The sequence below is a fragment of the Saccharothrix sp. NBAS 001 genome (genome assembly GCF_056640475.1).
Genome location: NZ_CM153251.1, coordinates 6,009,971 through 6,034,044, shown reverse-complemented (window position 1 = coordinate 6,034,044; position 24,074 = coordinate 6,009,971). Strand labels below are relative to the sequence as shown.

The following is a 24,074-nucleotide window of genomic DNA, read 5'->3' as shown; positions in this document are numbered from 1 at the left end:
GGGCGGTCCGCCGATCGACGTGGGCCGTTGGGGTTGCGCTGGGCCGTTCAGGTGCGGGCGATTCGTGTGGTGGGTGGGGGATTCCGGCGTGGAGAGCGCTCTCCGCAACCGTTGTCGGGCGGCCTGATCGGTTGAGTGGTCTGGACCTATTGACAGAAAGGTCTGGACCTATTTACGTTTCGTTCGCTCCACTCTGCGTCGAGGCCGCCGCCTGGTGCAGGAGGTACGGCTAGTGTCCAGAAGGTTGATGCCGCTGATGGCGTTGCTCGCCACAGCGGCGGGACTCGTCATCGCTGTCGTGTCCCCGTCCACGTCGAGCGCCGCGGGTGGTGAGGAGTGCCGCCCTGACGGCCTCTACCAGACGCCCGGCGTCTCGGTCCCCTACTGCTCGGTCTACGACACCAACGGCCGCGAGAACCTGGGCGGCGACAAGTCCCGCCGGGTGATCGGCTACTTCACGAGCTGGCGCACCGGCAAGAACGGCGCGCCTGCGTACCTCGCCTCGGACATTCCCTGGACCAAGGTCACGCACCTCAACTACGCGTTCGCCCACATCGACGCGGCCAACAAGGTCTCGGTCGGCCCGGACGGCCCCGACAACGCCTCCACCGGCATGACCTGGCCGGGTGTCGACCTCGACCCGACCCTGCCCTACAAGGGGCACTTCAACCTGCTCAACAAGTACAAGAAGCAGTACCCGAACGTGAAGACGCTCATCTCGGTGGGCGGCTGGGCGGAGACCGGCGGGTTCCTGAACCCCGACGGCAGCCGCAACGCGTCCGGCGGCTTCTACAAGATGGCCCAGTCGCAGGCGTCGATCGACACCTTCTCCGACTCGGCGGTCGAGTTCATCCGCAAGTACGGCTTCAACGGCGTCGACATCGACTACGAGTACGCCACGTCCAACAAGTACGCGGGCAACCCGGACGACTACTGGATCTCCGACGCCAACCGCGCCACCTTGTGGAAGGGCTACGACGCCCTGATGAAGACGCTGCGGGAGAAGCTCGACCGGGCTTCCGCGGCCGACGGCAAGCACTACCTGCTGACCGCCGCCGTGCCCGCCTCGGGTTGGCTGCTGCGCGGCCAGGAGGCGTACCAGGTGACCCGTTACCTGGACTACGTCAACATGATGACCTACGACCTGCACGGCGCGTGGAACCACTTCGTCGGCCCGAACGCCGCCCTGTTCGACGACGGCAAGGACGGCGAACTCGCCGCGGGCGGTGTCTACGGCGCGTACGACGGCACCGGCTACCTGAACGCGGACTGGGCGTACCACTACTTCCGGGGCGCGATGCAGGCCGGCCGGATCAACGTCGGCGTGCCGTTCTACACGCGTGGCTGGAACAACGTCACCGGCGGCACGAACGGCTTGTGGGGCAAGGCACCGCTGGCCGACCAGAAGAAGTGCCCGCCCGGCACCGGCGGCAACGTCGGGTCGACCACGCCGTGCGGTTCGGGCGCGATCGGCATCGACAACCTGTGGCACGACCTGGACAAGGCCGGCGCCGAGGTGCCCGCGGGCGCGAACCCCATGTGGCACGCCAAGAACCTCGAAAACGAGATCACGCCGGACTACCTGGAGCAGTACGGCCTGACCCCGAAGACGGACCCGGACGACCGCATCTCGGGCACCTACGTCCGCTACTACGACAGCACGATGGCCGCGCCGTGGCTGTGGAACGCCGACAAGAAGGTGTTCCTGTCCACCGAGGACGAGCAGTCCATCGCCGCCAAGGCGAAGTGGGTGGCGGACAAGGGCCTCGGCGGCGTGATGATCTGGGAACTGGCCGGCGACTACAAGTTCGACAGCGCCAAGAACCAGTACACCATCGGCGACACCCTGATCACCAAGCTCGACCAGGGCCTGCGCGGTGCGGCCCCGTACGGCGCGCAGAAGGCCAACGGGACGCCCCCCACGCAGGTGATCAACGTGTCGGCGACGGTCTCCGGCTTCGCGCTGGGCGACAACAACTACCCGATCAACCCGAAGCTGAAGATCACCAACAACTCGACCTCCACCCTCCCCGGTGGCACCAAGATCGAGTTCGACTACGGGACCAGCGCGCCGGGCACCATGTCCGACCAGTCCGGCTTCGGCCTGCGGGTGACCCAGAAGGGCCACTCCGGACCGAACGTCGGCGGCCTCAAGGGTGACTTCCAGCACGTCGAGCTGACCCTGCCGTCCTGGCAGACGCTCGCGCCGGGCGCGTCGGTGGACGTGGCGCTGAGCTACCAGCTGCCGATCGCGTCGCCGTCCAACTTCAAGCTCACCTTCGGCGGGCAGACCTACGCGATCGCGTCGGACCACCCGCGTGGCGGCGGCGTCATCCCGACGTCCACCACCACCCCGACGTCCACGTCCACGTCGACCTCGACTTCGACCTCCACGTCGACCTCGACCACCACGACCACGACGACGACCACCACCACGACCAACCCCAACACCTGCACCGTCGCCGGATGGGACCGCGCCAAGGTCTACAACGGCGGCAACCAGGTCTCCCACAAGGGCAAGAAGTGGCAGGCCAAGTGGTGGACCCAGGGCGAGGAGCCCGGGACCACCGGCCAGTGGGGCGTCTGGAGCGACCTGGGGGCCTGCTGAGGCCCGCCTGAGGCATCCCTTACCCGCCGTCTGCCACCCCTTACGGCGGCGGGTAAGGGCACCAGGCCCTGAACCCACGTGAACGCCCGATGCCCGGACCGACGCCTCAGGACGAATCTTCTCCTCGTCAGCGGATGAGAAAGCGCGAACGAGGAGACGGACATCATGGAGTGGACGCCCGAGGCCATCAAGGCGGAGATCGACTACCGGCAGGCGGCCCTGCGCGCCGACGCGGCACACGCCCGCGTTGCCCGGCAGTCGGCGGCACCGAGGCGCTCGTGGTGGCGGCGGTTGCGCCACCGTACGGGCCCCTCGGTGCCGCTTCCCCGAAATGGTCACCGCGACGCCGCCTGAGGTGTGCGAACATGCCACCCGTGGCACGCCTTGGTACCGGAATCCCCTTGGTGGCGCGTAGCCGGGAGATCGCCAGGCTGCGCGCCGCCCTCGACGAAGCCGCCCGCGGCAAGGCGGGCGCGGTCCTGCTGGCCGGTGACGCCGGCGTGGGCAAGACGCGGCTGGTGGACGAACTCGCCGCCGCCGCCGACGCCCTGGTGCTGACCGGCCGATGTCTGGACGTCGGCGAGACCGGCCTCCCCTACCTGCCCTTCACCGAAGCGCTCGGGCAGCTGCGGGAGGCCGGTCTGCTCGACATCGAGGCCCGTCCCGCGCTCGGCCGGCTGCTGCCCGAGCTGTCGCTGCCCGCCACCCAGGACAGCGGGCTGTCGGGCCTGCCGTCCCACCTGGTCGGCCGCCGCCCGGAGCAGGACGTCGGCCAGTTGCAGCTGTTCGACGCGGTGCACGGCATCCTGGGCGAGCTGGCCGAGGACCGGCCGGTGCTGCTGGTCCTGGAGGACCTGCACTGGGCCGACGCGTCCACCCGCTACCTGCTGTCGTTCCTGTTCTCCCGGCTGCGCGCGCAGCGGCTGCTGATCGTGGGCACCTACCGCTCCGACGACCTGCACCGCAGCCACCCGCTGCGCCCGCTGCTCACCGAACTCGTGCGGCTGCCCGCCGTGCAGCGCCTGGACCTCACGCCGTTCAGCGCGATCGACGCGCGCTCGTTCGTGGCGGCGCTGGCCGACGACCTGCCCGACGACATCGTGCTGGAGGTCGCCGAGCGCTCGGACGGCAACCCGTTCTTCGCCGAGGAGCTGATCGCGGTCGCGACCTGCGGCTCCGGCATCCCGTGGACGCTGGCCGAGGTGCTGCTGGCGCGGATCGAGCGGCTGATGCCCGCCGCGCAGCACGTGGTGCGGGTCGCGTCGGTCGCCGGGCGCTCGGTGCGCCACGACCTGCTGCGGCACGTGGCCGACATGGACGACGCCGCGCTGGACGGCGCGCTGCGCGAGGCCGTGCAGCACCACGTCCTGGTGGTGAACGGCAACGAGGTCTTCACCTTCCGGCACGCGCTGCTGCGCGAGGCCGTCTACGGCGACCTGCTGCCGGGCGAACGGGTGCGGCTGCACTCCGCGTACGCCTCGCGCACCGCCGACCTGTCCGACCGGGGGTCGGCGGCGGCGCTCGCGCACCACTCGCTGGAGAGCCACGACCTGGCCCGCGCGCTGCGCGCGTCGGTGGACGCCGCGCAGGAGGCCCAGGCCGCCGGCGCGCCCGCCGAGGCGCTGCGGCACCTGGAGCAGGCGTTGAAGCTGTGGCAGGCGGTGCCGGCGGCGGACCGCCCGGCCGGGGTGACCGAGCTGCTGCTGCTGCGCCGCGCGTCCTGGGTGGCGGGCACCGCCGGGCAGCCGGAGCGGGCCATCGCGTTCGCGCGCAGCGGGACGAAGCTGGTCGACTCCGAGACGCCGGAGGAGGCCGCCGAGATGTGGCGGCGCTTCGCCCAGTCGTTGCAGGTGATCGACGGCACCGAGGCGGAGAAGTTCGTCGCCATCGAGGAGGCGTGGAAGCTGGTGCGCGACCGCCCGGCGACCGCGTCCCGGGCGTGGGTGCTGGCGGTGTGGGCCGCGCAGCTGCGGCACGACCGCAAGTACGCCGAGGCGCGGGAGCGGGCCGAGGACGCGGTGCGCGACGGCCGCGAGTCCGGCGCGGACGCGGCGGTGGCCGACGCGCTGGCCACGCTGGGCCTGCTGGACGAGGCGGCGGCGGACGTGGCGTCGGCCCGGTCGCACCTGGAGGAGGCCGTGACGTTCGCGGTGCAGGTCGACGCGGTCAACACCGAGCTGCGCGCCCGGTACTTCCTCGGGCTGCACCACTACGACCTGGGCGAGCTGGCCGACGCGGCCCGGGTGTTCGACGAGGGCATGGCGCGGGCCAAGGAAACCGGGCTGACCTGGAGTTCCTACGGCTTGGAGCTGCGCATCCTCCAGGTGTTGACCAGGTACTACGTCGGCGACTGGGAGAGCGCGGCGGTGGCCGCCGAGCCGCCCGGCCTGCGGGTGTCGAGCACGGTGTCCGCGCGGCTGGCCGCGGCGGGCACCCACGTGCTGGTCAGCCGGGGGGAGTTCGAGCAGGCCGAGCGGCTGATCGGGGAGCTGCGGGCGGACTGGCACCGCGACCTCCAGATCGCGCTGATCACCGGCGGCACGGGCGCGGAGCTGGCGCTGTGGCGCGGGCAGCCGGAGCTGGCGGTGGACCGGGTCGCGGACGCCATCGCGTGGTCGCGCCGGGAGGGCGGCGACTGGGCGCTGTCGGGTATCAGGCTGTCCGCTCTCGGCGTCGCGGGGTACGCCGAGCTGGCCGCCCGAGCCCGGCGGCGGCGCGACCGGGACGGCGAGGAGGCGGCGGTGGCGGCCGGGCGGGACCTGGCCGACTACGCGCGCACCACGGCCGAGATGGGCTCGCCGCGCACCGGCTCGCTGGGGCCGGAGGGCCGGGCGTGGCTGGCCCGGGTGGCGGCCGAGGAGAGCCGGCTGCGCGGGGCGTCCGACCCGGACGCCTGGCGCGCGGCGGCCGACGAGTTCGACTTCGGCTCGGTGTTCGAGCAGGCGGTGTGCCGCTGGCGGCTGGCCGAGGCGCTGCTGGCGGCCGACCGGCGCGACGACGCGGTGGCCGAGCTGCGGCTGGCCGACGACGTGGCGGACCGGCTGGGCGCCGCGCCGCTGCGCGACGCCGTGCACCTGGTGGCCCGGCGGGCGCGGGTGGCGCTGCACGCGGAGACCGCGCGGACCCGGGTGGACCCGTTCACGCCGCGCGAGCGCTCGGTGCTGGGGCTGGTCGCGCTGGGGCGGACCAACCGCGAGGTGGGCGAGGAGCTCTACATCTCGGAGAAGACGGTCAGCGTGCACCTGACCCGGATCATGGCCAAGCTCGGCGCGAGCCGGCGGGCCGAGGCGGTGGCGATCGCCTTCGACCGGGGGCTGCTGGACCAGGCGTGACGCGGTCGGCGGCCCGTCCGGTCCGCCGACCGCGCCCCGCTCAGGCGGCCGGGAAGTCCGGCAGGGTGAGCGCCGAGTGCTCGGGGCGGGCGAGTTCGACGGGCACCGAGGTGAGCGAGGCGAGCCCGGCGTTGCGCCGCGCGAGGGCTTCGGCGGTGGTCGGGAACATCGTCGCGCTCCCCTCGCCGACCAGCGCCTGGTTGAGCGTGACGAACTCGCGGGTGGTGCGCTCGTAGGCGGCGAAGGCGGCGGTGTGGTCCGGTTCGGTGGCCAGCGCGTGGGCCAGCGCGTACGCGCCGACCAGCGCGAGGCTGGTGCCCTGCCCGGTGAGGAACGACGGGGCGTGCGCCGCGTCGCCGACCAGCCCGACCCGGCCGTCGGACCAGCGCGGCAGGTGGATCTGGCTGACCACGTCGAAGAACACGTCGTCGGCCGCGCGCAGCGCGGCGACCATCCGCCCGACCTCCCAGCCCTGCCCGGCGAAGGTCTCGGCGACCAGTTCCCGCTGCGCCTCGGGGTCGCGGAACGCGTCGAACGGCGGGTCGGGCCGGGCGAAGTTCAGGAAGCCGTGCAGCTCGTCGCTGCCCTTGACCGCGTAGAGCACCGCCGCCTTGCCGGGGACGGTCCACATCACGCCCTCCTGGGACAGGCCCAGGAAGTTGGGCAGGGTGAAGCCCGCGAAGCAGTAGCCGAGGTAGCGGTGGAACCGCTCCTCGGGCCCGAACACCAGCGAGCGGGTGCGCGAGTGCAGGCCGTCGGCCCCGATCACCAGGTCGAACGACCTCCGCAGGCCGCTGCGGAAGGTGACGTCGACCCCGTGCGCGTGCTCGGCCAGCGTGTCGATCGAGTCGCCGAACCGGAATTCGGCGGTGTCGCGGACCAGGTCGTGCAGGGCCGCGGTGAGGTCTCCCCGGCGCACCTCGACGTCGCTGTCGTCGCCGCGCACCACCGCCTGCGGGTCGAGCGCGGCCACCACCGAGCCGTCGGCGTCGAGGAACGTCAGCCGGCGGGTGTCGACGTGCGCGTCCCGCAGCCGGGGCAGGATCCCCATCCGCCGGACCACCTCCAGCGCGGTGCCGCGCACGTCGATCGGGTAGCCGCCGGCGCGCGGGGCGTCCGCCTTCTCCACCACGGTCACCGCGAACCCGGCGCGGTGCAGCCAGAACGCCAGCGCGGGCCCCGCCACGCTCGCCCCGGAGATCAGCACGGTCTGCTCGGTCATGTCCCCTCCTCGACGCGCGGGCGTACCCGCGCGCCCCTGTGGATAGCTAACTTAGGTACCGATAAAGTGGGTGTGCCGGTGCGCCTCCACGCGCCGCACCCCACCCACTGTATACCTAACTTAGGTATCGAACGGAGCCCGATGTCCGACCCCGACGAGTCCGAACTGCGCGACGTGCTGCCCCGCCTGATGCAACTGGGCAACGTGCTCAACCGCAGCGGGCTCGCGGAACGGGCCATGGCCGAAGCCGGGGCGGGCCTCGACCGGCCCGCGCTGACGGTGCTGGTCGTGCTGCACCTGTCCGGCGGCGCGCTGCGCGTCGGCGAGATCGCGGCCCGGATGCAGGTCGCCGGCCCGCACGTCACGCGGCACGTGCACGAGCTGGAACGGCGGGAGTTCGTCCGCCGCCTGGCCGACGACCAGGACCGGCGCGCCCGCCGGGTCGAACCCACCCCGGCCGGGACCGAGGTCGCCGACCACTACCTGCGCACCATCGGCGGCTGGTTCCGCGACGCCCTCGCCGACTGGTCCACCGACGACCGCCGCACCTTCTTCCAGCTGCTCCAGCGCTTCTCCGACGACCTCGCGGCCCGGTTCGCGGCACCCGCCGACGAGCGCCGGCCGGACGTCACGCGGTGAGCGTGAGGTAGGCGAACCCCGGCACGTCCTGCCACCCGCGCAGCCACGAGGCCCGGTGGGCATCGGCGCGGGCGGCGGGCCGGGCGGCGTCGGGCGCGTGCTCCCAGTAGCCCTCGCCGAGCAGCAGCCGGGGGCGAGCGGCCGGCGGCCCGTCGCCAACGCGTGCTCGGTGTGCGCGCTCGGGTCGCCGCCCCGGACCTGGCTGGAGCCGGGCCCGTGGAAGACCGGGTCGTCGTGCGGCGGGGGATCACCGGCCCGGTCACGACCGGAAGTGTCCGCACCGGGTGGGGGTCGGGCAACCGCGTTCGTAGTCCAAGGGACCAGGCCAGGTCATCCCGCAGGTGGACGACGGGTTCCACCGCCAAGGTGATGTTCGGGCACGCGGACCGCCCATACCTTTCCCCTGTCCGCTTGAGCAGAGGGAATGAGGGAGCATGTCCGCACTGGTGTCCGACGTCGGAACCCGTACCGCTGTGGCTGCCGCGAACCTGGTGAAGGTCTACGGCAAGGGCGACACCGCCGTCCGGGCGCTGGACGGCGTGAGCGTCGCGTTCGAGGCCGGGAAGTTCACCGCGATCATGGGGCCCTCCGGCTCCGGCAAGTCCACGATGATGCACTGCCTGGCCGGCCTCGACAGCGTCGACGGCGGCGCGGTGCAGATCGGCGGCACGGAGATCACCTCGTTGGGGGACAAGGACCTCACCAAGCTGCGCCGGGACCGGATCGGGTTCGTGTTCCAGGCGTTCAACCTGCTGCCCACGCTCACCGCCGAGGCGAACATCCTGCTGGGGCTGGAACTCGCGGGCCGCAAGCCCGACCGGCAGTGGTTCGACACCATCGTCGACGTGCTGGGCCTGCGGGACCGGCTCAAGCACAAGCCGACCGAGCTGTCCGGCGGCCAGCAGCAGCGCGTGGCCTGTGCGCGGGCCCTGGTCGCCAAGCCCGACGTGGTCTTCGCCGACGAGCCGACCGGCAACCTGGACTCGCGCTCCGGCGCGGAGGTGCTCGACTTCCTGCGCATGTCGGTGCGCAAGCTCGGCCAGACCGTGATCATGGTGACGCACGACCCGGTGGCCGCGTCCTACGCCGACCGCGTGGTGCTGATGGCCGACGGCCACCTGGCCGGCGAGATCGACAACCCGACCGCCGACTCCGTGCTGTCCGCGCTGAAGCACCTGGGTGCGTGACCTGAATGTTGCGCACCATCATCGCGGGCCTCAAGGCCCGCACCGCCCGCCTGGTGCTCTCCTCGGTGGCGATCGCGCTCGGCGTGGCGTTCGTGACCGGCACCCTGGTGCTCAGCGACGCCATGAGCGAGGGGATGCGGGACGAGTTCGCCAAGAGCGCCCGCAACGTCGACGTCTCGGTCACGACCTCCGGCGACAACAAGGGGATCTCGCCGGAGACGCTGGAGAAGATCCGCAAGACCCCCGGCGTCGCCGGCGCGGACACCCGCGACTACGCCTCCGTGCCGCTGATCGCCTCGAACGGCAAGGCCAAGACCGCGTTCGCGGTCCCGCTGGGCACCGTCGAGAAGCTGCGCGAGTACGACCTCGCGGACGGCCGCTACCCGACCACCGCGACCGAGGTGGCGGTGGACGTGCGCACCGCGTCCACGGCGAAGCTGACCGTCGGGCAGCCGGTGACGCTGCTCGGCAAGGACGAGCAGAAGCACCAGTACACCCTGGTCGGCACCTACAAGCAGGGTGTCGGCCAGGTCTCCCTGGCCGCCATGGACCACCTGGTGCTGTCGGCGGAGGGGTTCGAGGGTTTCGCCACGGACCGGCTGCCCTACCAGGCGGTCGCCGTCGCGGCCGACGGCTTCACGCAGCAGCAGGTCGCGGACGGCGTCCGCAAGGCCGTCGGCGAGAACGGGTTCACCATCCAGACCGGTGAGCAGGTGACCGAGGCGACGTTGAAGGAGATCGCCTCGCAGGCCGCCGAGTTCACCACGTTCCTGATGGCCTTCGCGGTGATCGCGCTCGTGGTCGCCTCCATGGTCATCTACAACACCTTCACCATCCTGGTCGCGCAGCGGACCCGGGAACTGGCGCTGATGCGCTGCGTGGGCGCGAGCCGCAAGCAGGTGTTCCGGGGCGTGCTGGCCGAGGCGTTCGCCATGGGCCTGATCGCGTCGGTGATCGGCCTGTTCGGCGGGCTCGGCATGTCCGCCCTGATGCAGAAGGTGATCAGCGGGTTCGGCGGCGGCGAGACGGCCATGGAGGTCCGGCTGCCGGTGACCGCCACGACGGTGCTCGCGGCGTTCGGCGTCGGCGTGCTGGTCACCGTGCTGGCCGCCGTGCTGCCCGCCCGCAAGGCCACCCGGGTCGCCCCGATCGCGGCCCTGCGCAGCCAGGCCGACAGCCACGAGGAGGTCTCGCGCACCGGCAAGCTGCGGGTGCTGATCGCGGTCCTGCTCGGGATCTGCGGCGCGGGCGCGGTCGTGCTCGGCATGCGGATCGAGAACGAGATGCCCGCGATGCTGACCAGCGGCGCGGGCACGATGCTGCTGCTGGGCGCGGTGCTGGTGCTCGGCCCGCTGCTGGTCGGCCCGGTCAACCGGGCGCTGGGCGTGGTGCCCCGCGCGCTGTTCGGGGTGCCCGCGAAGCTGGCCTCCGCCAACGCCGGCCGCAACCCCAAGCGCACCGCCGCGACGACCGCCGCGCTGATGATCGGCGTGACCGTGGTGGCGCTGGTGACGGTGGTCGCCAGCAGCGCCAAGGAGACCGCCAACGCGCAGGTCGACCAGCGGATGCCCGCCGACTACACGGTGACCTCCTCGGTGCCCAGCCGGTTGCTGCCGCAGGACCTGGCGACGCAGCTGGCCGCCGTGCCCGCCGTCGAGAAGGTCGCGCCCACCACCCAGATCTCCACCCGGGACGCGTACTTCGTCGGCGTGGCGAAGAACTCGATCGGCGACCTGTTCCGGCCGACCGTGGACAGCGGCTCGCTGGCCGACCTCGGCGAGGGCACGATCGCGCTGAAGTCCGACTACGCCAAGGAGCAGAACCTGTCGGTCGGCTCCACCGCCAAGGTCAAGACCGACGACGGCGAGCACGCGCTCAAGGTCGTGGCGCTGGTGTCCGGGCAGCGGCTGGGCGACGGCGTGGTGACGCTGGAGACCTCCGCGAAGCTCGACCCGGAGGCGGACGGCTACCAGAGCATCATGATCAAGCTCCGGCCCGGCGTGGCCGACGGCCGCGCGGCGGTCGAGAAGGTCACCGACGCCTCGCCGCTGGCCGCGCTCGACTCGGCCGCGGAGACCAAGGCGCAGCTGAACAAGCAGCTCGACCAGGTGCTGGCGTTCATCTGGGCGCTGATCGGCCTGGCCGTGGTGATCGCGCTGTTCGGCATCGCGAACACGCTGACGCTGTCGGTGCTGGAGCGGACCCGCGAGTCGGCGCTGCTGCGGGCGCTCGGGCTGACCAGGGGCCAGCTGCGGCTGATGCTCGTGGTCGAGTCGGTCCTGATGGCCGTGATGGGCGCGGCGATCGGCCTGGTGCTGGGCGTCGGGTTCGGCTGGGTGATCACCACGGCGGTGTCCACCGACGCGGTCTCGCTGGCCTTCACCGTGCCGTTCGGGCAGATCGGCGCGATGCTCGGGGCCGCCGTGATCGCCGCCGTGCTGGCCGCCGCCCTGCCCGCCCGCCGGGCCGCGCGCACCTCGGTCGTCGCGGGGATGGCCGACGCCTGACCCGTGCGCCGCGACGGTCGACGGCCGTCCACCCGAGGGGTCACCCCCTCGCGGTGGGCGGCCGTTCTCGTGCGCGGGCGTCGGGTCAGGGGGCGATCCCGAGGTCCTCGGACAGGGCGCGGAAGCGGGATTCGGCCAGGGGCGCGGGGTTCTCGCCCAGCCAGGCCAGGTGGCCGAAGGTCTCCAGGACCACCAGGCCGTGGATCGAGGTCCACGCGGTGAACGCGACCGCCGCCGCGTCCGGGGGCAGGTCCACGGCCGCCGCGAAGGTGTTCAGCGCGGTGAGGCCCGCCGGGACCTCCCGGCGCTTCAGGGTGCCCCGGTGCCACGCCTCGACGATCGGCGGCGCGAAGGCGGCGCCCACCGCCCGGCTCGCGTGCGAGGTCGGGCCGGCTTCCGGGGCCTGGTAGTCCGGGACCGGCGTGCCGTACAGCAGGGCGAACTCGTGCGGGTGGGCCAGCGCCCACTCCCGGTACGCCAGCGCCGCCGCCACGAAGGCGTCGCCCCCGGCCGCGTCCCGGGCCCGCGCCACCTCCGCCGCCAACGCCGCGAACCCGTCGGTGATCAGGTCGGTGAGCAGCGCGTCCCGGCTCGGGTAGTAGCGGTACAGGCCCGCCGGGCTCATCTCGATCGACACCGCCACCGCGCGCAGCGACAGCGCCGCGCCGCCGCCCTCCCGCAGGTGGGCCAGCGCCGCCGCCTTGATCTCGGCCAGCGTCTGCTCCCGGAGCCGTTCCCGCCTGGTCACCATGTGCGTGAGGGTAGCGCGTTGCGATCGGTGTTCGCAGTGCGATACGTTGAAAGTGTGAACACTGATCGCAGTGCAATAGCTGATCGCAGTGCAAGTGGTGAACGCGGAAGCGCCCCGAGCCGGGCGACTGCGGTGTTGTTGCTGGTGGAGGGGCTGCTGCTGGTGGTCCCGATCGTCGTCCTCGGGGCCGCCGTGGACTGGCCCGCCGGCCTGGGCGAACCCGCCGCCACCGTGCTGCCGCGCGTGGCCGAGAACGAGACCGCGTTGCGGCTCGGGTACGTCGCGTACCTCGCCTACTCGGTGTTGTTCCTGCCGGTGGCGCTGTGGACGGCCGCGACTCTCGCGCCCGGCCGGCAGGACTCGCGGGTCGCCCGGCTCGGCGCGGCGTTCGCCGCCCTGTCCGCGGTGGCGCGGTGCGTCGGCATCGTCCGGTGGCTCACCGCCATGCCCGATCTCGCGCACGCGTGGCGGTCGGGGGCGGACCGGGCGGTGATCGAGGTGCAGTACGACGCGTTGAACTCGTTCGCGGGCGGCGTCGGCGAACTGCTCGGCGTGTCGCTGTTCGCGGCCGGCTGGCTGCTCTGCCTGGCCCGGATCGCGGACGTCCCGCCGTGGCTGCGGGGCTTCACCGTCCTGACCGCCGCCGCCCTCGCCCTGCCGCTGGTCGAGTTGCTCGGGGTGGATGCGGGCGCGCTGATCAGCGTGGGCAGCGCGACGGTGCAGGTCTGGTTCCTGGTCGCCGCCGTGCACGTCCTGCGGCGGGGGCGCTCGTAACGGCCGCCGTCGACCGCTTGTGTGTCGTGGGTCACAGGAAATTTTCGGCGCGCGCGTCATAGCGGCGCGTGTGCACCCTCTAACTCGGTGCGGGGTGGCTCGGGCGAGGGCCGAGCCACCCCCGCCCTCTTCCTCGGGCTCGTTCGGCGGGTGTCGCCACCCCGCTCCCGGTGGTGATCGCCGGGATTACCGAATGTAACGGAACGGTGTCGGACGGTCGTTTTCCGGTTGACAGCAGGGGTGCTCGCTCAGGACTGTGAGAGCGCTCTCGCCGTGGTGCGAGCGGCCGTGAAGGGGTGAACCGATGACCGCGACCGGGCCGGACGTCGAGGCGGGGCTGCTCCGCTTCCCGCCGGATTTCGCCTGGGGTGCCGCGACGGCGGCGTTCCAGATCGAGGGATCGACCACAGTGGACGGTCGGGGGCCGTCGATCTGGGACGCGTTCGCCGCCACGCCCGGCCGGGTGCGCGGCGGCGACACCGGCGAGCCCGCCTGCGACCACTACCGCCGCTACGCCGGGGACGTGGACCTGATGTCCCGGCTGGGGCTGGGCGCGTACCGGTTCTCCGTGGCGTGGCCGCGCGTCCAGCCCGCCGGCGCGGGCCGCGTGGAGCCGCGCGGCCTGGCGTTCTACGACCGGCTGGTGGACCGGCTGCTCGCGCGCGGCATCGAACCGGTGGCCACGCTCTACCACTGGGACCTGCCGCAGGCGCTGGAGGACGCCGGCGGCTGGCGCAACCGGGACACCGCCCACCGGTTCGCCGAGTACGCCGCACTGGTGCACGAACGGCTGGCCGACCGCGTGCGGCAGTGGACCACGTTGAACGAGCCGTGGTGCTCGGCGTTCCTGGGCTACGGCAACGGGGTCCACGCGCCGGGCGTGGCGGACCCGAAGGGCGCGCTGGAGGCCGCGCACCACCTGATGCTGGGCCACGGCTCGGCGTTGCGGGCGATGAGCGCCTCGGCACCGGCCGACCACCTGTTCTCCATCGTGCTCAACTTCAGCCCGGTGTGGGTCGACGCGGACGACGAGCGGCACCGGTCGGCCGCCCGGAAGGTCGACGGCCTGCAACACCGGATCTTCCTGGACCCCTTGGCGGGCAGGGGTTACCCCGACGACGTGCTGGCGGGCACGGCCTGGCTGGGCGACTGGTGGCGGGTGGTGCGCGACGGCGACCTGGACGTCGTGGCGACCCCGGTGGACTGGCTGGGCGTGAACTACTACAGCCCCACCAGGGTCGCGCCCGCGCCCGCCGACCACGTGCCGGACGGGCCGTTCGCCGGGCTGCGCGGCGTCGAACTCCTGCCGCCGCGCGGGGAGCTGACCGGGTTCGGCTGGGAGGCGGACGCGCGGGCGTTCACCGAACTGCTGGAACGGCTCGGCCGCGACGTCGCGGTGCCGCTGGTGATCACCGAGAACGGCTCGGCCTTCCCGGACGTGGTCGACGGCGGGCGGGTGGCCGACGTGGCGCGGACCCGGTACCTGGTCGAGCACCTGCGCTCGGTGCACACCGCGATCGCGCGCGGGGTGGACGTGCGCGGGTACTTCGCGTGGTCGTTGCTGGACAACTTCGAGTGGGCGGCCGGCTACGGGCAGCGGTTCGGCGTGGTGCACGTCGACTTCGGGACGCAGGAGCGGACGGTGAAGCTCAGCGGCCACACCTTCGCCGAGGTGATCCGGCACAACGCCGTCCCGGCGGCCGGCCACCGGTTCGGCTGAACCGGGCCGGGTCAGGCCGAGTCGCGGCGGACCAGGACGGTCGGCAGGACCTCGCGGCGGGCGCGGATCGGTTCTTCGCGCAGCAGGCGCAGGAGGTGGGTGACCATGTGCTTGACCTGGTTGCCGGTGTCCTGGCGGACGCTGGTCAGCGGCGGGGTGGTGTGCGGGGCGATCATCGGGTGGTCGTCGAAGCCCACCACCGCCACGTCCTCGGGCACCCGACGGCCGGCCTCGCGCAGCGCGTCCAGCGCGCCCGCCGCCATCAGGTCGCTGGCCACGAACACCGCGTCGAGGTCCGGCACCCGGTCCAGCAGCGCCGCCATCGCGCGCTTGCCGCCCTCGCGGGTGAACCCGCCGTCCTCGGTCAGCCGGGCCGCCTCCGCGTCCGACACCCCGGTCGCGGTCCGCCAGCCGGCCAGCCGGTCCATCGCCGAGTGCTCGTCCAGCGGTCCGGTCACCGAGCCGATCCGCTTGCGCCCCGACGAGATCAGGTGCTCGGTCGCGAGCACGCCACCGCCCTCGTTGTCGTGGTCGACCAGGTGCAGCCCGCGCAGCGGACCCCACGGCCGGCCGGCGTACACGGCGGGCAGCGGCAGCTTGCGGGTGACCGCCGGCAGCTGGTCGCCCTTGTGCGGCGCGAACATCAGCGCGCCGTCGACGTGCCCGCCGGCGAGGAACCGCTCGGCCCGCGCCAGGTCTTCCGGCGAGTGCACCAGCAGCAGCACCATCTGCGCGTCGGCGTCGGCCAGCGACCGGGCGGCGGCCCGGATCAGCCACGCGAAGTGCGGGTCGTCGAAGATCTTCGGCTCGGGCTCGGAGAACACCACGGCGACCGCGCCGGTCCGCCGGGTCACCAGCGCCCGCGCGGCCTGGTTCGGCTGGTAGCCCAGCGCCAGCACCGCCGCCGTCACGGCCTCGTGCGCCTCGGGGCTGACCCGGGGCGACGCGTTGAGCACGCGGGACGCCGTCGCACGCGAGACGCCGGCCTTCGCCGCCACGTCCTCCAGCGTGGGCCGCGAGCCGGAGTGCGATTGGACGGACACGGGTACCAACTCCTCGCCACACCGAGCCTGATCGGATCAGCTTAGCGGGAGGCCACCTCGTTGGGAGCGCTCTCACACCAGCCGTCGCGCCCGACCACCCGGTCCCGCGCCGACACGCCCAGCGACACCCGCAGCACCCCGTCCTCCCGCCGCGACGACACCGGCAGCCCGGCCCGCGCCGCCGTGCGCAGCAGCCCGGTCTCCGCCGGCAGGCACCAGCCGACCAGCTCGCGGTACCCGCCGGCGCGCGCGGTGCGGGCCAGTGCCAACAGCACCCCGGTACCCACCCCGCGTCCCTGCCAGGCGTCCTCCACCAGCAGCGACACCTCGGCACCGGCCGGGGTCGACGTCGGGATCAGCTGCCCCAGCGCCACGACCCGGTCCGCGCACTGCGCCACGACCGTGGTGCCGCGCGGCGGCGTCAGCAGGCGGTGCAGCCACCGGCGGGGGAGCGTGCGCATCCCGGAGTGGTAGCGGTTGAACAGGGTGCGCATCGAGCACCGGGTGTGCAGGTCGGCGACCGCGTCCTGGTCGGCGGGTCGGCCGGGGCGCAGCACCAGGGCCTGGCCGTCGTCGGACACCAGCGCGGTCGCCGTCGGGGCGTCGCCGATCAGGTCCACCAAAGCCCGCGCACGAGCCAGTTCCACCTGCGTGAACGGTGCCCAGCCGCGCCGCGCGACCAGCGCCGTGCCGTCCGGGGCGACCAGCCTGGCCTGGTGCTCGTTCACCGCCGGGTCGTCGGTGACCACCACCGAGTCGGCGGCGAGCACGGCGCGCAGCGCGTCGGCCAGGTGCCCCGGCTCGCGCAGCGCGCGCCGGGCGGCTCGCAGCGCGGCGGTCGGGGCGTCCACCAGGTCGCGCAGGTCGGCGGGGGTGATGCCGACGCACCGGCCACCCTCCGCGCGCACCTCGGCCACCAGGTCGGCGGGCCGCAGGCCGGGCGCGGCGCGCACCACGAGTTCGTCGATCACGCCGCCGGGCACCGGGATCACCGACAGCGCCAGGACGTTGCAGGCCCGGTCGGCCAGCCGGACGGTCACCCGCGCCAACGCGCCGGGGCTGTCGGACAGTTCGACGCGCAGGCGCCAGGTCTTCGGTGCGGGTTCCATGCGACCAGCGTCGGCGCGCCACGTTGCGACCGTGGCAACCGGAGGTAAAACCCGGCGGGTGCGGTCAGTCGTCGCAGTGCGGGGGCGGGAAGGGGTTGAGCGGGCCGCACGGCCAGTCGGTGCGCTTCGCCGTCGTCGTGGTCGTCGGCGGGAGCGTGACCTCGGTGGTCGGGTCCGGGGCGCGGGGCGGCGTCGTGGTCGTCGTGCGCTCCGGCGGCGCGGACGTCGTGGACCTGGGCACGGCCGCCACCGGGTCCTTGGTCGCCGTGGACGTCGTCGGCACGGGTGAGCCGGAGGACGGGAACGGCCGCGTGGTGATCCAGGTGGACGACGGCGGCTCCGCCTTGTTCTTGTCGTCCACACCGTCGAGGTAGACGCCGACGAGCACGCCGGTCAGCGCCGACGCCGCCACGGCCAGGCCGCTGGCAGCCCACAGCACCCGCACGGCCGAACCTCCGAGTCTCTTGGCGTTGGCGCAAACGGCAGAACAGTACCGCCAAGTGGACCGGTCTCAGGCGACCCAGGCCACCTCGGCCGGGCCGGTCGTCCGGTCCACCTCCGCGAGCACCGCTCGGCGTTCCTTCGCGGTCAACGAGCGGAAGGGCTCCACGGTCACGGTCGTGCGCCGACCTTTGCGCTCCTGCGCCCAGACCCCGGCCATCCGGCCGTCGACCAGCAGCACCGGCGTGAGCCACCCCTGCGGTCGGTACACGCGGTCGGGCGTGCCGCCGTCGAGCAGGTGTCCGGCGTGCCGGGTCGCGGCGACCACGTACTGGTCGAACGCGGGCAGCAGCCGCACGCCGACCACCGGTTCGGCCTCGCGCAGCGCCGGCACCAGGTCGGTCCGCGCCCAGTACGGCTCGCCGGCCACGTCGACCGGGGTGATCCGGTCGCCGAGCGCCTGGAGCACCCGCCCGCCGTCGGCCGGCCGCACGCCCCACCACCGGGCGAACTCCTCGCGGGTGGCCACGCCCTGCTGCCCGAAGAACCGCAGCGCGATCCGCTCGACGGCGTCGGCCGGCGGCTCCCCGACGTCGATCCAGGTGTCCGGCCGGGTGAACGCGACCAGTTGCCCCTCGCCGGGGCCGAACACCAGCCGGCCCTGGAACGACGCGGGCTTGAGGTAGGCGCCCCAGCTCTCCCGCAGCTTCCCGCCGATGTGCGGGGACGTCCGCCGGGCCACCTCGTCGGCGAGCGCGGCGCGGGTCAGCACCCGGCCCTCCAGGGCCTCGGCGACGCCGTCGAGCAGGGCCCGCAGTTCCTCGGCGGTGACCTGGAAGTTCCGCAGCCACACCGGCTTGAGGTAGTGCCGGTAGGTGGCGAACCCGGCCTGCCACAGCGCGTACTCGCGGGCCGGCAGCAGGTGCAGCGTGCCGCGCATGGACCAGGTCTTGACCAGCGTCCGGTCCGCCCAGAGCGCGTGGTCCACGAAATCCGGCGGCAGCCCGTCCACCCGCGCGCGCAGCGCGGCCTCGGCCGACGACATCAACTGGGCGTGCAGGCCGCACAGCTCGGCCACCACGTCCAGCGCGTCCTCGGCGGGCCGGCGCACGTCCAGGCTGTGCGCACGGGTCCGCCACGCGGCGATCCGCCCCCAGGTCAACCCCACTGGCGGTGCTCCCCGTCGGTCACGGCCCGCTCGATCGCGGCGAGCCGTCGTTCCAGCACCGCCGTCCCCAGCACGCGGGCGAGCACCAGGGCCGCTCCGGACAGGCCGGCGACCAGCACCGCGCCGGTCAGGTGCCATGTCGGAGCGTCACCCGTGCAGGTGAAGACCTCGGTGAACCGCTCGGTCGAGCAGGTCACGAACGGCACCGCCGCCAGCCCGACGCCCGCCGCGGCGACCCCGCCCAGCAGGGCCGAGCCGAACGTCCGCATCAACGGGAACGCGGCGTTGACGGCACCGACGGCGGCGATCGCGAACAGCAGCGGCACCGGGTGCGGGAACGGCCCGAACAGCGCGCAGCCGAGCATCAGCACGGCCACCACGGCGAGACCCGTCCGTTCACCCACTTGCCGACCCTAACCCGCGACGCCGGCGGGACGTCAGAAGTTCGTCAGGCGTTTCCGGGACCCTGACGGGTGTCCGGTTCGCCAGTCTTGAGGGGCATTGGCGAGGCGGAAGGCAGGCGGATGTCCAAACGGGTCGTGGTGGCGGGGGAGCCGGCGGCGGGTCCGCACCGGTTCTGATCGCGGCGGCCGGTGACCGGCCGCACGGCGGACGAGGCGCTGCCGGCACCCACCGGCCGGCTCCCCCGAGCCACACCCGGCACGACCCGGACCCGGCCTCGCCCGAGACCGACCTCGGCGACCAGGTCCACGAGGTGGCCGCCGACACCCCTGGCGCAGAACCGGAACACCCGCGCAACGCCCCGCATTGGTCTGATCCAGGCATAGCCTTTTCGCCGTATTGACGTATCTGGTCTAGACCACATAAAGTGGTGAGCGCCACATCGTCCCTCGTCGATGGGCGGGCGGATGCCCCATCGACGAGGAGCCGGCTCACTGGGGTGGGCCACGAGTGCGGCGGCGGAGCACCTTGCTCTCTCCCCACGCCCCGCCGTCGCACTCGGCCACCCCACGAGCCCCGGGCCGATGTGAGGGTCGGTCGACCTCGTCGCCTGTCACACTGTGAGCGATGCTCACGAGGACCATCGCGATCCACTACGTCACGGCCGCGCTGCGCGGTGCCGTCCGGCACGGGCACGACGTGCCGGCGCTGCTCGCCGCCGCGGGCATCCCCGAGGCGCTGCTGTCCGACGATCGCGCGCGGGTCACCCCCGCCCAGTACAGCAAGCTCGTCCAGACCCTGTGGGACGTGCTCGACGACGAGTTCATGGGTTTCGGGCCGCAGCGCAGCAAGCGCGGCACGTTCCCGACCATGTGCCTGCTCGCCGTGCACTGCGCCTCGCTGGAAGACGCGTTGAAGCGCGGCCTGGCCTTCTACGCGCTGTTCGACATCCGGCCGACGATGCGGCTGGCCGAGCACGACGGCGTCGCCCGGTTCACGCTGGCCGCCGAGGGCGTGGACGACCCGGACCGGTTCCTGGTGGAGTCGCTGCTGGTGCTGTGGCACCGGTTCTCGTCCTGGCTGATCGGCCGGCGGATCCCGTTGCGCGGCGTGGAACTGGCCTACCCGGAGCCGCCGCACGCGGCCGAGTACCACCTGATCTTCGGCTGCCCGCTGCGGTTCGGCGCGCCGGAGACGGTGCTGACCTTCGACACCCGGTTCCTGCGGATGCCGGTGGTGCAGGACGAGGCCGCGCTGCGCCGGTTCCTGCGCAACTCGCCCGCCGAGCTGCTGTCCCGCCGGGACTACGGCGCGGACGCGTCCAGCCAGGTCCGGCGGATGCTCGGCGGCGGCGTGGTGGGGCTGGAGCACGTGGCCGCGCGGCTCGGGGTGAGCGCGCCGACGTTGCGCCGCAAGCTGGCCGCCGAGGGCACGTCCTTCCGCGAGGTGCGCGAGCAGCTGCTGCGCGACCAGGCGGTGGCGGGCCTCGTGCGCGGCGGCGAGTCGGTGGAGGAACTGGCGCTGCGGCTGGGGTTCTCCGAGGCGAGCGCTTTTCACCGGGCGTTCAAGCGGTGGACGGGCAACAGCCCTGGCGCGTACCGCACGGGGGCTGGTAGCCAGTAGCCCGCTGAGCCGGAAGTTCGCCGGAATGCCGCCGGACGGTCGTGTTCCGACAACTCCCGACAGGGTGGACTGGCATCGGGAAATTCGTCCACACCACCTGCGGAGCACCCCGTGTCCAGACGCTCGTGGCCGCTCGCCGCCACCCTGGTCCTCGCCCTGATCCCGATCTCACCCGTCCACGCCGAACCCGCCGCGCCGACCGGCGTGGCCGACCTGCCCGACGCGGTCGCGGCCCGGTCCGCCGTCGACCCGGCGCGCCGGATCGAGACCACCCGCACCACCCGGCCGGTCGCGCCGGGCGTGTCGCTGAGCTCGTTCGACTGGTACGAACCCGGCGACGCGGGCGGCTGGGTGCGCGGCGACGCGCTCACCGTCGACCTGACCGCCGGCACCCGGGTCGACTACCTGCACCCCGGCGCGGTCACCACCGCCGAACCCCTGTCGGCACAGGCGAACCGCACCCGCGCGGTGGCCGCCGTGAACGGCGACTTCTTCGACATCAACAACTCCAACGCGCCCGAGGGCGTGGGCGTGCAGGGCAGCGCGGTGGTCAAGTCGCCCGCCGCCGGGCACCGCCGCGCGGTCGGCATCGACGCGTCCGGCATCGGGCGGGTGATGGACGTGCTGTTCGACGGCCGGGTCACCCCGGCCGACGGCGGCACGATCCCGTTGGCACAGCTCAACAGCGCCTCGATCGAGGCCGACGCGGTCGGCGTGTTCAACCCGGTGTGGGGCGCCTACAGCCGGGCGCGGGCGGTGCGCGGCGCGACGAAGGTCGCGGAAGTGGTGGTGCGCAACGACGTCGTCACCGCCGTGCGGACGACCGCCGGCGACGACCCGATCCCGTCCGACGGGTACGTCCTGGTCGGCCGGGAAGCCGGTGCGGACCGGCTGGCCGCGCTCGCGGTCGGGCAGCGGGTCACCGTGGACTACTCCGCCAAGGCCGACGACGGCAGCGCCCTCAAAGCCGCGATCGGCGGCAACCAGCTGCTGCTCAAGGACGGCGCGGTGGTCGCGCCCGACGACCCGCTGCACCCGCGCACGGCGGTCGGGTTCTCCGCGGACGGCAAGAAGATGTTCCTGCTCACCGTGGACGGCCGGCAGGCGCCGTTCCTGCTGGGCCTCAACCTCAAGGACATGGCGGCGGCGCTCAAGGAGATGGGCGCGCACAACGCGCTCAACCTCGACGGCGGCGGCTCGTCCACGCTGCTCGCCCGCACCCCCGGCACGGACGCGGTGGCCGTGGAGAACACGCCGTCCGACGGCGGGGAGCGCCCGGTGCCCAACGGCCTGGCGCTCTACGCGCCGCAGGGCAGCGGCCGGCTCGCCGGGTTCTGGACCCGCACCGCGATCGACCCGCGCCGCGCGCCCGGCTCGGACACCGTCGCCGGCGGCCACCCCGAGCGGGTGTTCCCCGGCCTGACCCGCCGCCTGGTCGCGGACGGCTACGACGAGACCTACGGCCCGGCCCGTGACCAGGCGCGCTCCTGGCAGTCCACCCGCCCGCACGTCGGCCGGGTCGTGGACGGCGTGTTCCGCGGCCTGTCCCGGGGCACCACGAAGGCCGTCGCCCGGCGCGGCGGCACGACCGGCGAGGTCGACCTGACCGTGCTGGGGCCGCTGTCGCGGCTGTCGGCCACCACGAACCGGCTCAGCCTGCCGGAGATCGGCGGCACCGGCGGGTTCGGCGTGGTCGGCCACGACCCGGAGGGCTTCACCGCGCCGATCGAGCCCGCCGACCTCGGCCTGGACTACGACCGGTCGGTGGTCGAGATCGCGCCCGCCGACGACGGCGCCCTGCGCGTCAAGGCGCTCAAGGCCGGCGCGACCACGGTGACCGCGCGCGTCGGCGGCACCACCGTCCAGGTGCCGGTCACGGTGGGGCTGCAGGAGAAGGTCGTCGCGGACTTCGACGACGGCGCGGCGTGGACGTTCGGCTCGGCGCGCGGCTCGGGCTCGGTCGCCCCGGTCGCCGAGGGCCACACCGGCGCGGGCCTCAAGCTCGCCTACGACTTCGGCCAGTCGACCGGGACCCGCACCGCCTACGCCATCCCGCCGAAGCCGATCGTGGTGGAGGGCCAGCCGCTCGCGCTGGGCGCGTGGGTCTACGGGCACGGGCGCGGCGAGTGGACCGCGTTCACGGTGACCGACAACGCGGGCCTCACCAGATCGCTCTACGGCCCCTACATCACCTGGACCGGCTGGAAGCACTTGGAAGTCCCCGTGCCGTCCGGCATGGAGTTCCCGTTGCGGGTCAACCGGTTCTACACCATCGAGACCAAGGCCGACCGGCAGTACTCGGGCGAGGTCCTGGTGGACGACATCGTCGCCAAGGTGCCGCCGGCCGTTCAACTGCCCGCCGCGCAGGAGGTCTCCGACCGCGTGGTGATCCGGGACGGCACGCTCGGCAACCGCGAGTGGCGGTTCGCGGTGATGTCCGACGCCCAGTTCGTGGCCCGGAACCCGGACAGCGACCTGGTGCGCGCCGCGCGCCGGACGTTGCGCGAGATCAAGGCGCAGAAGCCCGACTTCGTGGTGGTCAACGGCGATTTCGTGGACGAGGCCGCGCCCGCCGACCTGGCGCTGGCGCACCGGATCCTGGACGAGGAGCTGGGTGACGAGCTGCCCTGGTACTACGTGCCGGGCAACCACGAGATCATGGGTCCGGGCACGATCGAGAACTTCCGCCGCGAGTTCGGCACCACCAACCGGGTCTTCGACCACAAGGGCACCCGGTTCGTGCTGCTCGACACGTCCACCGGGACGTTGCGCGGCGGTGGCTTCGACCAGACGGCGATGCTGCGCGACGCGCTGCGCGAGCACGGTCGGATCAACTCGGTCGTCGTGATGGAGCACCACCCGCCGCGCGACCCGACGCCGACCATGGGCAGCCGGCTCAACGACCGGCTGGAAGCCGACGTGGTGGAGGACTGGCTGGCCGAGTTCCGCCGCACCACCGGCAAGGGCGCGATGTTCATCGGCTCGCACGTCGGCGTGTTCCACGCGTCGCGGGTCGACGGCGTGCCGTACCTGATCAACGGCAACTCCGGCAAGGCGCCGGCCGAAGGCGGGTTCTCCGGCTGGACCATGCTCGGCGTCGACGCGCGCCCGAAGCACGGCCAGGAGTGGATCGCCGCCGAGATCCGGCCGCACGTGGACGAGTTGACGCTGACCGCGCCGACCACCGTGCGGGTCGGCACCCCGGGCGCGGTCGCCGCGACCGTCGCCCAGGGTTCGCGGCAGGTGCCGGTGAAGTACCCGGTGAGCGCGGACTGGACCGGGTCGCTGAACGTCCACATCGGACCCGTGACGGGGCTGCGGCCGTGGCACGTGGCCTGGCTGGACCCGGAAACCGGCAAGCTCACCGCGATCCGGCCGGGCAAGGCGACCGTAGCGGTCACCGTCAACGGCGTCACCCGCCGCGCGGACGTGACCACCGCGTGGCCGCAATGGGGCCGCAAGGTCGCCTAGACCGGACACCGCGCGACGGCGCGGTCGCCTGAGAGGGCGGAGCCCGGTGTGCCGACACCGGGCTCCGCCCGCAAGAA

General features: G+C 73.3%; 17 protein-coding genes. 10 read left to right on the top strand and 7 right to left on the bottom strand.

The genetic code is table 11. The features are described from left to right. Positions 1-247 precede the first annotated feature (247 nt). The 3 genes from AC0HI0_RS25580 to AC0HI0_RS25570 all read left to right on the top strand — a co-directional run bounded on the left by AC0HI0_RS25580 (position 248) and on the right by AC0HI0_RS25570 (position 5,940). Positions 248-2,608, top strand: a complete 2,361-nt coding sequence (locus AC0HI0_RS25580) for a chitinase C-terminal domain-containing protein (RefSeq protein ID WP_480934382.1) — start codon at positions 248-250, stop codon at positions 2,606-2,608. 165 nt (positions 2,609-2,773) lie between these two features. Then, positions 2,774-2,962 (top strand): hypothetical protein, encoded by a 189-nt coding sequence (locus tag AC0HI0_RS25575; protein WP_480926044.1) that lies wholly within the window; start codon positions 2,774-2,776, stop codon positions 2,960-2,962. 11 nt (positions 2,963-2,973) lie between these two features. Continuing rightward, entirely contained in the window at positions 2,974-5,940 is a 2,967-nt protein-coding gene (locus tag AC0HI0_RS25570) for a helix-turn-helix transcriptional regulator (protein ID WP_480926043.1), read from the top strand. A 40-nt stretch (positions 5,941-5,980) separates the two neighbouring features. Here AC0HI0_RS25570 and AC0HI0_RS25565 read toward each other — a convergent pair whose 3' ends face one another. After that, a complete protein-coding gene (locus tag AC0HI0_RS25565) occupies positions 5,981-7,162 on the bottom strand; it encodes an FAD-dependent monooxygenase (RefSeq protein ID WP_480926042.1) in 1,182 nt (393 codons plus the stop codon). Between the two features lie 141 nt (positions 7,163-7,303). On the opposite strand from AC0HI0_RS25565, the gene AC0HI0_RS25560 reads away from it, so the two are divergent. The 3 genes from AC0HI0_RS25560 to AC0HI0_RS25550 all read left to right on the top strand — a co-directional run bounded on the left by AC0HI0_RS25560 (position 7,304) and on the right by AC0HI0_RS25550 (position 11,495). Next, complete coding sequence (locus AC0HI0_RS25560; RefSeq protein ID WP_480926041.1) at positions 7,304-7,801, top strand: MarR family winged helix-turn-helix transcriptional regulator; 498 nt, start codon at positions 7,304-7,306, stop codon at positions 7,799-7,801. 434 nt (positions 7,802-8,235) lie between these two features. After that, entirely contained in the window at positions 8,236-8,988 is a 753-nt protein-coding gene (locus AC0HI0_RS25555) for an ABC transporter ATP-binding protein (protein WP_480926040.1), read from the top strand. A 5-nt stretch (positions 8,989-8,993) separates the two neighbouring features. Further along, complete coding sequence (locus AC0HI0_RS25550) at positions 8,994-11,495, top strand: ABC transporter permease (RefSeq protein WP_480926039.1); 2,502 nt, start codon at positions 8,994-8,996, stop codon at positions 11,493-11,495. An 85-nt stretch (positions 11,496-11,580) separates the two neighbouring features. On the opposite strand, the gene AC0HI0_RS25545 is transcribed toward AC0HI0_RS25550, so the two are convergent. Further along, on the bottom strand, positions 11,581-12,246 hold the full coding sequence (locus AC0HI0_RS25545; RefSeq protein ID WP_480926038.1) for a TetR/AcrR family transcriptional regulator: 666 nt from the start codon (positions 12,244-12,246) through the stop codon (positions 11,581-11,583). Between the two features lie 132 nt (positions 12,247-12,378). On the opposite strand from AC0HI0_RS25545, the gene AC0HI0_RS25540 reads away from it, so the two are divergent. Together AC0HI0_RS25540 and AC0HI0_RS25535 are read left to right on the top strand one after the other, a co-directional pair. After that, on the top strand, positions 12,379-13,020 hold the full coding sequence (locus AC0HI0_RS25540) for a DUF4386 family protein (protein WP_480926037.1): 642 nt from the start codon (positions 12,379-12,381) through the stop codon (positions 13,018-13,020). A 304-nt stretch (positions 13,021-13,324) separates the two neighbouring features. After that, positions 13,325-14,740, top strand: a complete 1,416-nt coding sequence (locus AC0HI0_RS25535; protein WP_480926036.1) for a GH1 family beta-glucosidase — start codon at positions 13,325-13,327, stop codon at positions 14,738-14,740. An 11-nt stretch (positions 14,741-14,751) separates the two neighbouring features. Here AC0HI0_RS25535 and AC0HI0_RS25530 read toward each other — a convergent pair whose 3' ends face one another. The 5 genes from AC0HI0_RS25530 to AC0HI0_RS25510 form a co-directional block, all read right to left on the bottom strand. Then, positions 14,752-15,783 (bottom strand): LacI family DNA-binding transcriptional regulator, encoded by a 1,032-nt coding sequence (locus AC0HI0_RS25530; protein ID WP_480926035.1) that lies wholly within the window; start codon positions 15,781-15,783, stop codon positions 14,752-14,754. 41 nt (positions 15,784-15,824) lie between these two features. Next, the gene (locus AC0HI0_RS25525) at positions 15,825-16,892 is read right to left on the bottom strand and encodes a GNAT family N-acetyltransferase (protein WP_480926034.1); all 1,068 of its coding nucleotides are present in this window, start codon (positions 16,890-16,892) and stop codon (positions 15,825-15,827) included. A 64-nt stretch (positions 16,893-16,956) separates the two neighbouring features. After that, positions 16,957-17,337: a hypothetical protein gene (locus AC0HI0_RS25520; protein WP_480926033.1), complete on the bottom strand. Its 381-nt coding sequence runs from the start codon at positions 17,335-17,337 to the stop codon at positions 16,957-16,959. A gap of 66 nt (positions 17,338-17,403) precedes the next feature. Beyond that, positions 17,404-18,501 (bottom strand): winged helix DNA-binding domain-containing protein, encoded by a 1,098-nt coding sequence (locus AC0HI0_RS25515; protein ID WP_480926032.1) that lies wholly within the window; start codon positions 18,499-18,501, stop codon positions 17,404-17,406. Beyond that, positions 18,492-18,905 (bottom strand): hypothetical protein, encoded by a 414-nt coding sequence (locus AC0HI0_RS25510; protein WP_480926031.1) that lies wholly within the window; start codon positions 18,903-18,905, stop codon positions 18,492-18,494. The genes AC0HI0_RS25515 and AC0HI0_RS25510 overlap by 10 nt, the downstream gene beginning before the upstream one ends. Before the next feature lie 625 nt (positions 18,906-19,530). Here AC0HI0_RS25510 and AC0HI0_RS25505 point away from each other — a divergent pair. Together AC0HI0_RS25505 and AC0HI0_RS25500 are read left to right on the top strand one after the other, a co-directional pair. Next, entirely contained in the window at positions 19,531-20,526 is a 996-nt protein-coding gene (locus AC0HI0_RS25505) for an AraC family transcriptional regulator (RefSeq protein WP_480926030.1), read from the top strand. Between the two features lie 111 nt (positions 20,527-20,637). Continuing rightward, positions 20,638-23,997, top strand: a complete 3,360-nt coding sequence (locus AC0HI0_RS25500) for a phosphodiester glycosidase family protein (RefSeq protein ID WP_480926029.1) — start codon at positions 20,638-20,640, stop codon at positions 23,995-23,997. Positions 23,998-24,074: the final 77 nt, after the last annotated feature.